This is a genomic window from Aureimonas sp. D3 (assembly GCF_001463805.1).
Lineage (GTDB): Bacteria > Pseudomonadota > Alphaproteobacteria > Rhizobiales > Rhizobiaceae > Aureimonas > Aureimonas ureilytica_A.
On sequence record NZ_BBWM01000029.1, the window covers coordinates 63,089 to 76,649 of the forward strand.

A 13,561-nucleotide genomic window follows, 5' to 3' on the forward strand; every position below is an offset into this window, starting at 1 on the left:
CAGGGTTGCGCGGGGTCGGCCTCTTCCGCGAGATCAGGTCGGCCCCGTTCTCACGCCAGCCAGCTGCAAGCACATCCGCTTCAGCCGGGCAGACGCGGACATCTCGCGGCAGATCGTTTACCATCCCGCACTATGCTGAGGGTATCTCGATGCCCGATGAGCCGCGCATCCGCCGCGGATCGCTTGGCATCCGAAGGGAGAGCTTTTTCCTTGTCGCAAACGCCCGACGCCTTCGTCTCCTCGCTCGACAACCCGCCGCCTCTCGATCTGGAGATCGGGTTCTTCGACACCGGTCGGGGCCGAACCCTGCGCTATGCCTTGGCTCCACGCACCGAGGGACAGGAAAGCCGGGGCACGATTCTCCTGCTCCAAGGGCGCAACGAAGCCACCGAGAAATATTTCGAGACGATGCGCGACCTCAACCGGATGGGGTTTAGCGTCGCGACCTTCGACTGGCGCGGTCAAGGCCGCTCGTTCCGCTCGCTCGCCAACCCTTTCGTCGGCCATGTCGCGAATTTCTCTCAATTCACCGACGATCTCGACCGAATTTTCCACGAGGTCGTGCTGCCGCGCTGCCCTGCACCTTATGCGATTCTGGCCCATTCCATGGGCGGGCTCGTCGCGCTCACAGCCATGGAACGGCTGGAGGATCGTGTCGAGCGCATGGTGCTCCTGGCGCCTTTCGTCGCCGTGCCCGGCTCGGGGCTCGCCCTCGCCAGCTTCCGCCTCGTATCCTCGCTTCTTCACTGGACGGGACTCGGATGGCTGCCGGTGCGCCGGGCGCGGCGTATCGAGCCGGGCACCGCTCTCAGCGACAATCCGCTGACGTCGGATCGCAAGCGGTTCGAGCGCAATCTGGCGCTTCAGATCAACGCACCCGACCTCTTCGTCGGCGCTCTCTCGGCGTCCTGGTTGCGCGCCGTCTTGAAGGCGCAGAGGCGACTGGAGAAGTCCGACGTCATCGCGCGGATGCGCCTGCCGACTTTGTTTCTGGCGGCGGGAGCCGACCGGGTCGTGTCGAACCGTGCGGCGGAACGGTTGGCCTGGCGAATGCGCTCAGGCCATTTCCTGCGTGTGGCCGGTGCGCGCCATGAAATGCTTCAGGAGGCGGATCGCTTTCGCGATCCGGCCCTATCAGCCTTCGAAGGCTTCCTCGCCTCCGCCCTGCCCCGGCAGCGTCCGGCCGAGCCGGCTGTGGACGCGGCGCTCGTGGAAGAGGCGCTGGTCGCCGCGATCCCGGACGTGGCGCGCGCCGAGTAGCGCCTGAGCCTCAGCCGTTGAGAAGGCGCAGCGCCGCCTCGTGGAGCTTCGGGGTCGCGGCGGCGATGACGTCGCCGCCATCCTCCGGCCGGCCGCCGTCGAAGGTCGTGATGACACCGCCCGCCTTTTCCACCAACGGCGTCAGCGCCACGATGTCATAGGGCTGAAGGCCGGGCTCGACGCAGATGTCGACATGGCCTGAGGCGAGCATCGCAAACGCATAGCAATCGGCCCCGAAGCGCGTCAGGCGCACGCTATCGACGAGCGACTGGAAACGCTCCTTCAACGGCGAATGAAACAGCTCCGGCGCGGAGGAGAAAAGCGTTGCGCTTTCGAGCCCGCCGACATCGCGCACCTGCAAGCTGCGCTGGCCGAGCGGGCCGTCGCTCCATGCGCCTTCCGGCGTCGCCCAGAAGCGCTCTCCCGTGTAGGGCTGGCTCATGATGCCAAACTGCGCGATGCCTTTGACGGTGAGACCGATCAGCGTGCCCCAGACCGGAACGCCGCAGATGAAGGGACGCGTGCCGTCCACGGGGTCGATCACCCAGAGAAGATCGCCCTCGCCCGAGCGCCCGAACTCCTCGCCCAGAATCGCATGGTCGGGAAATTGAGCCTCGATGACGAGGCGAATGGCCTTTTCCGCCTCGCGGTCGGCCTCGGTTACGGGATCGAACGTATAGCCTTCGCGCGGCTTGTTGTGAACCTGGAGCGGCTGGCGGAAGCGCGGCAAGGTTTCCTTGGCGGCGACATCGGCGAGCTGGAACAGGAAGTCGGCATCGGGAAGCTGCATGGCGGGCCCTCGTGCTGGTGCTCCCGACCCTATGAACCAGCTTGGGCCCGAAGGCTACAGCACGCCGCTGCTCAGCGTGTCTATTCGGCAGCGGCCGCAAGATCCCCCTGCCAGCCGGCTTCCACTTCGCCGGCAAAGCATGTGACGAGACTCCAGAGATCGCGTCGCAGGAGCGCAAAGCCGTCATGTGGCAGGAACCCCACCTCGTCGGCATAGAGCGCGCGGTTGATCTCGATCTGAATGGCGTGGACGCCGCGCCGGGGCCGGCCATAGCGCTCGGTGATGAAGCCGCCCGCATAGGGTTTGTTACGCGTCACTTCATAGCCCAACGCCGAAAGCCGCTGCGTCACCATCACGACATAGGCATGGAGCGCGCTCGTGCCGAACCGATCGCCCACCACCATGTCGGCCCGCCGCCCGCCCGGCATCAGGCGCACGGACGAGGGCATGGAATGGCAATCGAGGAGAATGGCGAAGCCGAAGCGCCGGCGCGTGCGCTCGATCAGCGCCTCCAGGGCCTCGTGGAACGGGAAGTAGATCGCCTCGATCCGGCGCTCGATCTCCGTAAGCGGCAGCTTGCCATTGTAGATATCCTCGCGCTCGGCCACGATTCGCGGGATGGTTCCCAAGCCGCCCGCCACGCGCACGGAGGCGGAATTGGCGAAATCGGGAAGCGGCCCGGCGAACATGCCCGGGTCGAGTTCGTAGGGCTCGCGATTCACGTCGAGATAGGCGCGGGGAAAGCGGGCCTGAAGGATCGGCGCGCCGAGCGCGGGAACGAAGTCGAAGAGCTGATCGACGAACAAATCCTCCGACCGGCGGATCGCATCCGGCCCGAGCCGCGTCTGCTCCAGAAAGTCCTTCGGGTAGGCCCGCCCGCTATGCGGCGAGCAAAAGACGAAAGGGAGGGTCTGCTCGCCCGGTTCGACGATTTCGAAGGCTGGGCATGGGCCGGCCGCCGTTTCCAGAGTCGGTATGGCGGTCTGCAACGTCGCTCTTCCCCTTTCTTAAGCCTTCTCTTGGGAATATAAGGCTCAAAACGTTCCTGAACATTCCACTTAGCCCTTGTTTAAGCAATCTGCTAAAAGGATTGTCGGAAACGGGCATCCCGGGGCTCAGCCCGGCTAACGGACACGGACGAATGTACAAAATCCTTTTGGCCGAAGACGACAATGACATGCGCCGCTTCCTCGCCAAGGCGTTGGAAAAGGCGGGCTACGAAGTCACGGCCTATGACAATGGCGGCTCGGCTTACGAGCGGCTGCGCGAGGAGCCGTTCTCGCTGCTGCTGACCGACATCGTGATGCCCGAAATGGACGGGATCGAGCTCGCGCGCCGCGCGACCGAACTCGATCCCGACCTCAAGGTCATGTTCATCACCGGCTTTGCCGCCGTGGCGCTGAACCCCGATTCGAAGGCGCCCAAGGACGCCAAGATCCTGTCCAAGCCCTTCCACCTGCGCGAGCTGGTCGAGGAAGTCGGCAAGATGTTGCAGGACGCCGCCTGAGGAAGCTTCGATCGGCGGCGGGAATCGCTTGACCTCGCCGCCGGAAGATGGCCTAAGCGCGTCATCGAATGGGCGTGTAGCTCAGCGGGAGAGCACTACGTTGACATCGTAGGGGTCACAGGTTCAATCCCTGTCACGCCCACCATTCGACCTCCAAGAGTACACGTGATCCACCTGGCGTTTCGTCGGGTTTTTGCGTTTCGCGCCCCCCTCGCCCTGCGCGAATTGTGCCGTCATCTCCGCTTCACATTCTTGACGACGCCCGGCGGATATGGTCTATCCGCCTTCACCGGATGGGCGTGTAGCTCAGCGGGAGAGCACTACGTTGACATCGTAGGGGTCACAGGTTCAATCCCTGTCACGCCCACCATCCGGCTTCTCCATTCCCCCGATCGCAAGACTGTCACAGGACCCGTCATCGCGCCGACATCCGGTTGCGGCAGACTGACCATCTATGCTCTTCGATTCAAGTCTTTCGCCTTGACGCGGCGCTCGGCTCATGGTCTATGCGCTCCATCGAATGGGCGTGTAGCTCAGCGGGAGAGCACTACGTTGACATCGTAGGGGTCACAGGTTCAATCCCTGTCACGCCCACCATTCGATCCCCCAAGTTTTCGGCAGCCACCCACTGGGTGACCGTTGCGATCAGGGCAAGAGCGACGATCCGGTCACCAGCATCGGCCAGACATTGGATATTCGTCGTCCGTCCGCCGCGCGAGATGCCGATCGCTTGGCTGAACTCCCCCCTTTCCGCCAAAATTGGCATTATGTCGCTCGGTTCCCCTAACGAGGCGGTTTCCTGCCGAACATCACCGCACGGGAACGATCTTGCGGCGGAAGAGGAGGAAACTCGCCGCCGCCAGGAGCCAAGCACTGAGGCCTCCGTAGAGTGTTACCCATTCGAAGCCCTCCCTCAACGCCGCGTGTGCGATTGCCGTGGCATCGGCCGACGACAGGTTGGGCAGCAGCCGGCCGAGCGCCGTCAGGTCGCCCGCCGCGATGCGTTCCGCAGCCGAACGCAGGCTTGATGCGTCTGCTGTGTCAGGCAAGGCGTCGGCAATGTAGGCCCGCACGCCGCTGACGAGGATATATCCCATCAGGGCGATGTTGACGGCGAGCGAGATCATCCGAGCGCTCATATCGATCCCAGACGCCATACCAGCGCGGGCACTCGGCACGGATCCCGTCGTCGTATTGGTGACCGGTGTGTTGGTGAGGCCGAGGCCCGTGCCGGCGATCAGCGCACCGGGCAGCAGCGTCGCCCAGCTCGGATGCGCGACGCCGCTGCCGATCTTCATCAGGAAGAAGCCGAGACCGATCGTGAAGAGCCCTGCCGGGATGACGACACCCGGCCGATAGCGCAGCGACAGCCGCTCGCCGAGCGGCGGCGCGATCAAGGTCGGTATCGTATAGGCCAGCAACGACAAACCAGCCGTCGCGGCGTCATAGCCGAGACCGCTCTGGAACCAGATCGGCAGATAGATCATGAACGGCCAGAAGCTGAAGTTCATGCCGACCGAGCCGAGCAGAGCGCCGGAAAAGGGACGGATGCGGAATACGGCAAAGTCGAACATCGGCCGCGGATTGACCCGCTCGGCAACGAGGAATGCCAGAAAGCTCACGCCTGCGGCGGCGGCAATCCCGAGCGCCATCGGACTGGCAAAGCCGAGCGCCGGCCCCTGCGTAATAAAGAATGCGAGGCAAAACACGGCCAGCGACAGCGTGGCGACGCCGGCGACATCGAGTCCCTTCGCGTCCGGATCGCGCGATTCCTGCACGCCGTCCACAACAAGCAGAAGCGTCACAAGCGCGAGCGGCCCGTGGGCCAGGAATACCCATTGCCAGTTTGAGATCGCGACAATCGCGCCACCGATGTTCGGCCCGAAGCCCAGCCCCAAGCCGAAGACGATCCCCCAGGCACCGAACGCCTTACCGCGCTCGGCCGCATCCACGAATTGATGCGACAGGACGGCGATCTGGCAGATCAGCATCGCGCCGCCGCTGATTCCTTGGAGGAAGCGTGCGGCGATCAGCACCGGCGTGCTCGGCGCCAGCCCGCACACGACAGACGTGATCCCGAATGCGACGACGCTGGCGATGAATAGGCGCTTGCGGCCGTAACGATCCGCCAGCGCCCCTGTCGCCATCAACACTGTCGTGACGGCGATGGTGTAGGCGTTCATGATCCATTGAAGGCCGTTGAAGTCGGCTTCGAGGACATGCTCCAGCGTGGGCAAGATGACTGGCACGCTGGAGATTTCGAGCCCGAACATCAGCGATGCAAGGCACGCACCGGCCAGCGCTATCCGATTTCGGAACTGATTGGACAATGGCATCGTGGTCCCCGCACATATTGTTCGTGACCATCGACGTAATCGAACACCCATCACAACTGAATGATATGGCTGCGCATTTCAGTGACAACGAATGTACATAGATCGCCATGACCATTCTCGATGTCGATGCCGTTCAGGCCTTTGTGACCATTGCCGATCTGAAAAGCTTCACCCGTGCGGCCGAGGCGCTGGGGACAACGCAAGGTGCGATCAGCGTCAAGCTCAAGCGCCTTGAAGATCGTGTGGGTCACAAGCTCATCGAGAGAACGCCGCGTATGGTGAGGCTCTCCGTACAGGGCGCGGCTTTCATCGATGGCGCGCGCGACTTTCTGGCGGCCCACGAGCGGGCCGTGGCCGGATTGTCGCCGACGGCAGTCCGGCGCTTCACGCTGGGGATCGCCGCCCATATCGCCGGACCGGAAGTCCCGACATTGCTCGGGCGTCTCAACGCCCATGACCCGGCGATGACGATCGAGGTGCGGATCGACACCTCCCGAGTGCTGCTTGACGCGTTCGATCGTGGCGACGTGGATGCCGCGATCGTCGGCCGGGAAGACGACCGGCGCGACGGGGACGTCCTGGCAAAGGAGCGCCTGGGCTGGTTCGCCGCGCCGACCTTCGAGCATCGCGAAGGTCAGTCGATCCGCCTCGCCGCGTTATCGCCGGCCTGCGGCGTTCATGACGTCGCCAAACGTGCTCTCGATGCCGCCGGGATCGCCTGGACCGAATCTTTCCTGGGTGGCGGCTCCTCAGCGGTCATGGCCGCCGTGTCGGCGGGCCTCGCCATAGCGCCATTCTCGCCCCGCGTGGCACCGCTCGGCACGGTCGATGTCGGCGAACGCTACCGCCTGCCCGAACTCGCACCATTCGAAATCGTGCTGCATACGACTCTGTCGGACACCAGATCGCGCGAGGCTCTGCGGATGCTGGCGGCTGCCTTTCGTGAACATCGGCCTGCATCTCTCCGATGGGACAGCGGCTTTGTATAACCTGACGGAGAGAGCATCCGAAACTTCGCGTTTGCCGTGGCGTCTATCGCCTCGAACCGATCTCAAGCTTCCAAGAGAGGACTCATACCCTCCGATCCGCACGCTCGTATTCGAAGCGCTCCTGCCCCGGCTGAACCTCGGATCTGTTGACATGGTCCTTCAGCCAGATGCGCGAGGTGGCGAGGCATAGGAAGGCTCGGAGGGCATGGCGGTTTTGTCGTAGCGCATGGCGACGCGGCGAGCCTGCTTTCAGGCGGTCGAACATGCGCTCGATACGACTGCGATCACGATACTGACGCAAGTCGAAAACGGCCGAGCTACGACGGTTGGCCTTGGGTGGGATCACCCGCATGACGCCTTTCAGAAGCCGCGACTGGCGAAACTCCTCGCCGTCGCAACCTTTGCCGGCGAGCATCAGACGCGGCTTGTCGACCGGCATGGCCAAGAGGGTGGGAACGGCCAGGACAAACAACATGCCGTCGAGAAAACGGCGGTTGTCATGAGCCGGGTGCGCCTTTCGACCCCGTTCGCTCGGCCGAAGCTCGCCGATGACGGCCCATTTCCCGTCCGACAGATCCCCTCGCGTCAAGGCCGCCTTTGTGAAAGGCGGCCTTGAATAACGCCTCAGCCGATCGGGGAACCCACGAGGTCAACAGGGCTTGGCCCGCGATAGACTACGAAACTCGTGGAGCGACTTTCCGTTCTATTTTTAGCTCCTCGAGTCGACGCGCAGCGTGTCTTCCAATACGCCCGGATGAGCAGAAATCATTCCCACTCGATCGTGCCGGGCGGCTTGGACGTCACGTCGTAGACGACGCGATTGATGCCTTTGACCTCGTTGATGATGCGGGTCGCGGCATTGCCCAGGAATTCCATGTCGAAGGCGTAGAAGTCCGCCGTCATGCCGTCCACCGAGGTCACGGCGCGCAGGGCGCAGACGAACTCGTAGGTGCGCCCGTCGCCCATGACGCCGACCGTCTGCACCGGCAAAAGCACGGCGAAGGCTTGCCAGATCGCGTCGTAGAGACCGGCCTTGCGGATTTCGTCGAGATAGATCGCATCGGCCTGACGCAGGATTTCGAGCTTCTCGCGCGTGATGCCGCCGGGGCAGCGGATGGCGAGGCCCGGGCCGGGGAACGGATGGCGGCCGACGAACTGCTCGGGCAGGCCAAGCTCGCGGCCGAGCTCGCGAACCTCGTCCTTGAAGAGCTCGCGCAGCGGCTCCACGAGCTTCATGTTCATGCGCTCGGGCAGGCCGCCGACATTGTGGTGCGACTTGATCGTCACCGAGGGGCCGCCGGTGAAGGACACGCTTTCGATCACGTCGGGATAGAGCGTGCCCTGCGCCAGGAAGTCCGCGCCGCCGATCTTCTTGGCCTCGGCCTCGAAGGTCTCGATGAACAGGCGGCCGATCGTCTTGCGCTTGACCTCGGGGTCCATCTCGCCTTCGAGCGCGCCGATGAAGAGGTCCTGCGCCTGAACATGCACGAGCGGGATGTTGTAATGGTCGCGGAACATGCCGACGACTTGCTCCGCCTCCCCCATGCGCAGAAGACCGTGATCCACGAAGATGCAGGTCAGCTGATCCCCGATCGCCTCATGGATCAGAATGGCCGCGACCGACGAATCGACGCCGCCCGACAGGCCGCAGATGACGCGGGCATCGCCGACCTTGGCGCGGATTTCCCCAATCGCCTGCTCGCGGAAGGCGGCCATGGTCCAGTCGCCCTTGAGACCCGCGATGCGGTGGACGAAGTTGGAAATCAGCTTGGCGCCATCGGGCGTGTGAACCACCTCCGGGTGGAACTGCACGCCGTAGAAGCGGCGGGCCTCGTCGGCGATGGCCGCGAAGGGCGCGCCCGGCGAAGCTGCGATGATCTCGAAGCCTTTGGGCAGCGCGGTGACGCGGTCGCCATGGCTCATCCAGACCTGATGGCGCGTGCCCTCGGCCCAGATACCGTCGAAGAGCGGCGAGGACTTCTGCACTTCGAGGAAGGCGCGGCCGAACTCGCGATGCAGCCCACCCTCGATCTTGCCGCCGAGCTGAGCGCACATGGTCTGCTGCCCGTAACAGATGCCGAGAACCGGAATGCCGGACGAGAAGATGATCTCGGGCGCGCGCGGCGAGTTCTCTTCGGTGGTGGACGCGGGCGAGCCGGAGAGGATCACGGCCTTCGGATTCAACCGGCGGAAGCCTTCTTCCGCCGACTGGAACGGCACGATCTCGGAATAGACGCCGGCCTCGCGCACGCGGCGCGCGATGAGCTGCGTGACCTGGGAGCCGAAATCGACGATGAGGATGGTATCGAGGTGCTGGGTCATGGCGGACTTCTAGATAAGGCGCTGCAAAAGGCAAGAGCCTCGCGCTCCGGACCGAAGGCCGAGAGCGGTTTGTCGCGCAAGCGTCGTCCTGCCGTGGTCCGGGCGTCATTCTTCGCCGGTGTTTCCCAACGCGACGGAGCCTTCCTGATGAAACCGATTCTCGCGCTGCATCGGGGAAGACCACGAAAGGCCGGAGGGACTGCCCCTCCGATCCGCTTCAAACCGTCAGCGTGCCCTCTTCGAGGCCGCGCTTGAGAGAATCGAGGGCCATCGCCAGCTCGCGGTCGAGCGTCGGGAGAAGCGCCGTCCAGTCGGTGTATTGGCGCAGCTCTTCCGCACCGTCCGATATGCCGCGCAGCGCCAGAAGCGGCACCGCGAAGCGATGCGCCGCGCGCCAGACGGCGAATGTCTCCATGTCCACCATGTCGGCGTCGATCGTCTCGTAGCCGGGGCCAGACACGACATTGCCGCCCGTGGACAGCCGCGCGGCCGGAATGCCGGGCAAGGGCGTTGCCAGCGGCACGGCGACCGGATGATCCACCAGCGGCGTCACGCCCTTGGTGAAGCCGAGCGGTGAGGCGTCGATATCGCGCCAGGAGACGCTGGAGGCCTGATACACGCGGCCCTGCTCCAGATGGCGCGCGCCGGCCGAGCCGAGCGAAACCAGGAGATCGGGCGGCGTGCCCTGATCTTGCAAGCGCTGAAGGGCGATGCCGGTTTCGAGCGCGGCCTCGATTGGGCCGATGCCGGTCATCAGCGGCCGGATGCGTCGCTGAAGCTCCGCGCCATATTCGGCGGGGGCCGCCATGACAAAGAGAATGCGGCGTCCGCCCCAGGTCTCGACGGCGTGGGTGGTGGCTTCGCTCATCCGTTCAGCTTCAGGATCGCGGCGTTGAGAAGCGCGGCGTAGGCCACCCAGACGGCATAGGGCACGAAGCACCAGAAGGCGAAGCGATCCCTCTCGCCGGTTCGTCCCAGGAATATCAGGATCGAGGCGAGCAGTCCGAGGATCACGACCAGCGCCGGCAGGGTCGCATGGGCGTTGAAGAAGAGCGGCGGCCAGAGAAAGTTCAGCGCCATCTGGATCACCCAGGCCGAGAGCGCCTTGCGGTTCTTAGACTGCCAGATGCGCCAGCCGGCGAGCGCGATCAGCACATACAGCACCGACCAGACCGGCGCGAAGATCCAGTCCGGCGGATTGAACCAGGGCTTGGCGAGATGGCGATACCATCCGTCCGGCCGCGCGATCGTGCCGATCCAGGCCCCGCCGCCGAGCGAAACGGCGAGAAAAACAACGAGCGAAAGGACCGACTTCATACCGCGCGCTCCAGCATGGCGAAGAAGAAGCCGTCCGTTCCCGAGCGCAGCGGCGTCAAGGTCAGCACAGCGCCATCCGCCAGTCGCTCGGAATGGTAGGATGTCGGCGCGTCCGGCAGCGTCTCGGCCCAGATGGCCTCGGCGTCGCACAGACGAAACTCGGGATGGTCTGCGACGAAAGCCTCGACGCGGGCGGCATTTTCCTCGCGCAGCACCGAGCAGGTGACATAGGCGAGACGGCCACCGGGCTTCACGAAGGCGGAGGCTTTTTCGAGCACCGCGTCCTGTTCGCCCATGCGCTTTTGCAGTTGCGACTCGCTCAGACGCCATTTCGCGTCCGGCCGCCGGCGCCAGGTGCCTGCGCCCGTGCAGGGCGCATCCACCAGAACGAGATCCATCGTCCCGTGCAGAGGGGTGAGATCGTCGCGGGGGCTGTGAACTTCGACACCCTCTGCCCCGGCGCGCGCGAGGCGATCCCAGATCGGCGCGAGGCGCTGGCGGTCGGCATCGAAGGCGTGGATTTCGGCGGCGTTGCCGCTGGCGGCGGCGAGCGCCAGCGTCTTGCCGCCCGCGCCCGCGCAATAGTCGAGAATGCGCGTGCCAGCTTGAGCGCTCGCCAGCAGCGCGGCGATCTGCGAACCTTCGTCCTGAATCTCGAACAGGCCGGTCTGGAAGCCGCGCTCGACCTGCACATTGGGGTGCCGCCCCTCCCCCTCGATCGGCGCGATGCGCAGGCCCCAGGGCGAGAGCGGTGTCGGCTCGGCCGCGAAGGGCTTCAGGTCCGCCAGAACGTCGTTTCGCTCCGCCTTCAGCAGATTGGCGCGCATGTCGAGTGGCGGGCGGTCCGACAGGGCGCGCGCTTCCGCGATCCAATCGTCGCCGAGCGAAGCCTTGAGCGGGCCGGCCAGCCAGTCCGGCACATCGGCGGCGACGGCCTCGGGCGCGTCCTCCAGGCTCTCGCTTGAAAGAAAACGGTGGAGCACGTCATCGCTCGGCAATGGGGGCGCGAAACGATCGCCTTCCAGCGCGGCGCGGAGGTCAGCCTGCGCATGGCCCGCGTCGAGCACGGCGCCGAAGACCAGCGCGGCCGGTGCTTCGCTTCCCATGCGATGGGCCAGCGAGCGGCGGCGGCGCAAGACATCATAGACCATGTTGCCGATCGCCGATCGGTCGCCGGAGCCGGCAAAACGATGGGCGAGGCCCCAGTCCTTCAACGCGTCGGCCACCGGACGGCGGCGTGCCGTCATGTCCTCGATCACCTCGACCGCCGCCGCGATCCGTCCGCCCAGCCGCATGATGGCTCCTTCTTCGTATCTCTGACCCGCTTGGTAGTTTCGCGGCCGCGCTTTCTCAAGCCATCGGCGCGAAGGCCATGGCGTAAAAGCAAAAGGCCGGGATTGCTCCCGGCCTCTTCGTCTTGGTTCGAGCGTAGCCGCGATTACTCGGCGGCCGCCGCCGAATGGCTCGTGGTCAGGCTCGCCTGCGCGTCGTCGCGGCCCTGTTCGGACAGCGCCTTGCGCACGCCCGCGCCATAGGCCGGATCGACCTTGTCGAAATGGGCGAGCTGACGCTCCACGATGAACTCCGGCACGCCCTGCATGGCGCCCGCCAGCGTCTTGAACAGGCGCTGCTTGTGGGCGTCGTCGAACAGGTTGAACAGCGCGCGCGGCTGCGAATAGTGGTCGGCCTCGGCGCGGTACTCGTAGCGCCCGACCTGGCCGCTATAGCGGTGCGGCGGCTCTTCCACGCTCGGGTCTTCCACCGGGCCGCCGAACGAGTTCGGCTCGTAATAGGCGTCCGGGTTGGTGCGCATGCCGAAGGGCATGGAGCCGTCGCGGTTGTAGTGGTTGACCGGCGAGCGCGGCTTGTTGACGTCCAGCGACTCGTAATGGACGCCGATGCGGTAGCGGTGCGCGTCCGGATACGAGAAAAGACGACCCTGAAGCATCTTGTCCGGCGAGAAGCCGATGCCCGGCACCACGTTGGACGGGTTGAAGGCCGACTGTTCGATCTCGGTGAAATAGTTGTCCGGGTTGCGGTTCAACTCCATCTCGCCGACGCGGACGAGCGGATACATGCCATGCGGCCAGACCTTGGTCAGGTCGAACGCGCTCCAGCCGGTCTTCTGCTCGAACTCCTCGGCTTCCATCTCAGGCATGACCTGGATGTACATGGTCCATTTCGGGAAGTTGCCGGCCTCGATCATGCCGTAGAGGGCTTCCTGGTAGGACTCGCGAGACTTCGCGATGACCTGCTCGGCTTCCTCGTTGGTCAGGGTCTTGTGGCCCTGCTGGGTCTTGAAGTGGAACTTCACCCAGAAACGCTCGCCCTTGTCGTTCCACAGCGAGAACGTGTGCGATCCGTAGCCGTTCATGCGCGAGGGGTCGACCGGGATACCGCGATCCGACATCAGGATCGTGACCTGATGCAGCGACTCGGGGCAAAGCGACCAGAAGTCCCACATGGCCGTCGCCGAGCGCAGATTGGTGCGCGGGTGGCGCTTCTGCGTGTGGATGAAGTCCGGGAACTTGTAGGGGTCGGCGACGAAGAACACCGGCGTGTTGTTGCCGACGATGTCCCAGTTGCCTTCCTCGGTGTAGAACTTCAGCGAGAAGCCGCGCACGTCGCGCTCGGCATCCGCCGCACCCTGCTCGCCGGCGACCGTCGAGAAGCGGGCCAGCATCTCTGTCTTGCTTCCGACCTTGGCGAAGACCTTCGCGCGCGTGTAGCGCGTGATGTCGTCCGTGACGGTCAACGTGCCGAAGGCGCCCCAGCCCTTGGCATGGACGACGCGCTCGGGAACGCGCTCGCGGTTCTGATGCGCCAGCTTCTCGATCAGCTGATAATCTTCCAGAAGCACGGGGCCGTTGCGGCCGACGGTCTTGGCATTCTGGTTGCTGGAGAGGGGCGCGCCAGCCGTCGTGGTAAGCCGCGGTCTGTCGGTCATGGAAACCTCCGTCCTTGAAGTTGGAGCCATTCCAATCCGATTCCCTCGATAATTTCCAATCGTATTTCCAATCTCTCCCGATCAGTTTATCTG

At 64.7% G+C, this 13,561-nt stretch carries 12 protein-coding genes and 3 tRNA genes; 6 read left to right on the forward strand and 9 right to left on the reverse strand.

What is annotated here, in order from left to right:
• The first annotated feature begins 210 nt into the window (after positions 1–210).
• Complete coding sequence (locus tag AUL36_RS07635; protein WP_062219469.1) at positions 211–1,260, forward strand: alpha/beta fold hydrolase; 1,050 nt, start codon at positions 211–213, stop codon at positions 1,258–1,260.
• Positions 1,261–1,270: 10 nt separating this feature from the next.
• Here AUL36_RS07635 and hisN read toward each other — a convergent pair whose 3' ends face one another.
• Both hisN and AUL36_RS07645 read right to left on the reverse strand, forming a co-directional pair.
• On the reverse strand, positions 1,271–2,050 hold the full coding sequence (hisN, locus tag AUL36_RS07640) for a histidinol-phosphatase (protein WP_062219471.1): 780 nt from the start codon (positions 2,048–2,050) through the stop codon (positions 1,271–1,273).
• A gap of 80 nt (positions 2,051–2,130) precedes the next feature.
• Entirely contained in the window at positions 2,131–3,039 is a 909-nt protein-coding gene (locus AUL36_RS07645) for an N-formylglutamate amidohydrolase (protein ID WP_082640297.1), read from the reverse strand.
• 152 nt (positions 3,040–3,191) lie between these two features.
• On the opposite strand from AUL36_RS07645, the gene cpdR reads away from it, so the two are divergent.
• The 4 genes from cpdR (at position 3,192) to AUL36_RS07665 (ending at position 4,154) form a co-directional block, all read left to right on the forward strand.
• The gene (gene cpdR / locus AUL36_RS07650; protein ID WP_019996719.1) at positions 3,192–3,557 is read left to right on the forward strand and encodes a cell cycle two-component system response regulator CpdR; all 366 of its coding nucleotides are present in this window, start codon (positions 3,192–3,194) and stop codon (positions 3,555–3,557) included.
• A 70-nt stretch (positions 3,558–3,627) separates the two neighbouring features.
• Positions 3,628–3,702, forward strand: a tRNA-Val gene (locus tag AUL36_RS07655).
• Between the two features lie 150 nt (positions 3,703–3,852).
• Positions 3,853–3,927 (forward strand) — tRNA-Val (locus tag AUL36_RS07660).
• 152 nt (positions 3,928–4,079) lie between these two features.
• Positions 4,080–4,154, forward strand: a tRNA-Val gene (locus AUL36_RS07665).
• 212 nt (positions 4,155–4,366) lie between these two features.
• On the opposite strand, the gene AUL36_RS07670 is transcribed toward AUL36_RS07665, so the two are convergent.
• Entirely contained in the window at positions 4,367–5,893 is a 1,527-nt protein-coding gene (locus AUL36_RS07670) for an MFS transporter (RefSeq protein ID WP_062219473.1), read from the reverse strand.
• 107 nt (positions 5,894–6,000) lie between these two features.
• On the opposite strand from AUL36_RS07670, the gene AUL36_RS07675 reads away from it, so the two are divergent.
• Positions 6,001–6,882, forward strand: coding sequence for a LysR family transcriptional regulator (locus AUL36_RS07675; RefSeq protein WP_062219475.1), 882 nt, complete (start codon positions 6,001–6,003; stop codon positions 6,880–6,882).
• 82 nt (positions 6,883–6,964) lie between these two features.
• Here AUL36_RS07675 and AUL36_RS07680 read toward each other — a convergent pair whose 3' ends face one another.
• From AUL36_RS07680 to AUL36_RS07705, 6 genes are all read right to left on the reverse strand, one after another.
• A complete protein-coding gene (locus AUL36_RS07680) occupies positions 6,965–7,471 on the reverse strand; it encodes a hypothetical protein (protein ID WP_082655701.1) in 507 nt (168 codons plus the stop codon).
• A 176-nt stretch (positions 7,472–7,647) separates the two neighbouring features.
• The gene (guaA, locus tag AUL36_RS07685; protein ID WP_058600226.1) at positions 7,648–9,204 is read right to left on the reverse strand and encodes a glutamine-hydrolyzing GMP synthase; all 1,557 of its coding nucleotides are present in this window, start codon (positions 9,202–9,204) and stop codon (positions 7,648–7,650) included.
• A 217-nt stretch (positions 9,205–9,421) separates the two neighbouring features.
• Positions 9,422–10,072 carry a 5'-methylthioadenosine/S-adenosylhomocysteine nucleosidase gene (locus tag AUL36_RS07690; protein ID WP_062219477.1) on the reverse strand — a complete coding sequence of 217 codons (651 nt, stop codon included), beginning with the start codon at positions 10,070–10,072 and terminating at the stop codon, positions 9,422–9,424.
• Positions 10,069–10,521 (reverse strand): TspO/MBR family protein, encoded by a 453-nt coding sequence (locus AUL36_RS07695; RefSeq protein WP_062219479.1) that lies wholly within the window; start codon positions 10,519–10,521, stop codon positions 10,069–10,071. Before AUL36_RS07695 ends, AUL36_RS07690 begins: the two co-directional genes overlap by 4 nt.
• On the reverse strand, positions 10,518–11,816 hold the full coding sequence (locus AUL36_RS07700; protein WP_062219481.1) for an RsmB/NOP family class I SAM-dependent RNA methyltransferase: 1,299 nt from the start codon (positions 11,814–11,816) through the stop codon (positions 10,518–10,520). The genes AUL36_RS07695 and AUL36_RS07700 overlap by 4 nt, the downstream gene beginning before the upstream one ends.
• A gap of 143 nt (positions 11,817–11,959) precedes the next feature.
• The gene (locus AUL36_RS07705; RefSeq protein WP_062219484.1) at positions 11,960–13,468 is read right to left on the reverse strand and encodes a catalase; all 1,509 of its coding nucleotides are present in this window, start codon (positions 13,466–13,468) and stop codon (positions 11,960–11,962) included.
• Between the last annotated feature and the right edge of the window lie 93 nt (positions 13,469–13,561).

Bases quoted from the DNA above. Each gene is read 5' to 3' on its own strand.
- AUL36_RS07695 (WP_062219479.1), bottom strand. From the start codon at position 10,521: ATGAAGTCGGTCCTTTCGCTCGTTGTTTTTCTCGCCGTTTCGCTCGGC.
- AUL36_RS07700 (WP_062219481.1), bottom strand. From the start codon at position 11,816: ATGCGGCTGGGCGGACGGATCGCGGCGGCGGTCGAGGTGATCGAGGAC.
- AUL36_RS07705 (WP_062219484.1), bottom strand. From the start codon at position 13,468: ATGACCGACAGACCGCGGCTTACCACGACGGCTGGCGCGCCCCTCTCC.
- AUL36_RS07670 (WP_062219473.1), bottom strand. From the start codon at position 5,893: ATGCCATTGTCCAATCAGTTCCGAAATCGGATAGCGCTGGCCGGTGCG.
- hisN (WP_062219471.1), bottom strand. From the start codon at position 2,050: ATGCAGCTTCCCGATGCCGACTTCCTGTTCCAGCTCGCCGATGTCGCC.
- guaA (WP_058600226.1), bottom strand. From the start codon at position 9,204: ATGACCCAGCACCTCGATACCATCCTCATCGTCGATTTCGGCTCCCAG.
- AUL36_RS07675 (WP_062219475.1), top strand. From the start codon at position 6,001: ATGACCATTCTCGATGTCGATGCCGTTCAGGCCTTTGTGACCATTGCC.
- cpdR (WP_019996719.1), top strand. From the start codon at position 3,192: ATGTACAAAATCCTTTTGGCCGAAGACGACAATGACATGCGCCGCTTC.
- AUL36_RS07690 (WP_062219477.1), bottom strand. From the start codon at position 10,072: ATGAGCGAAGCCACCACCCACGCCGTCGAGACCTGGGGCGGACGCCGC.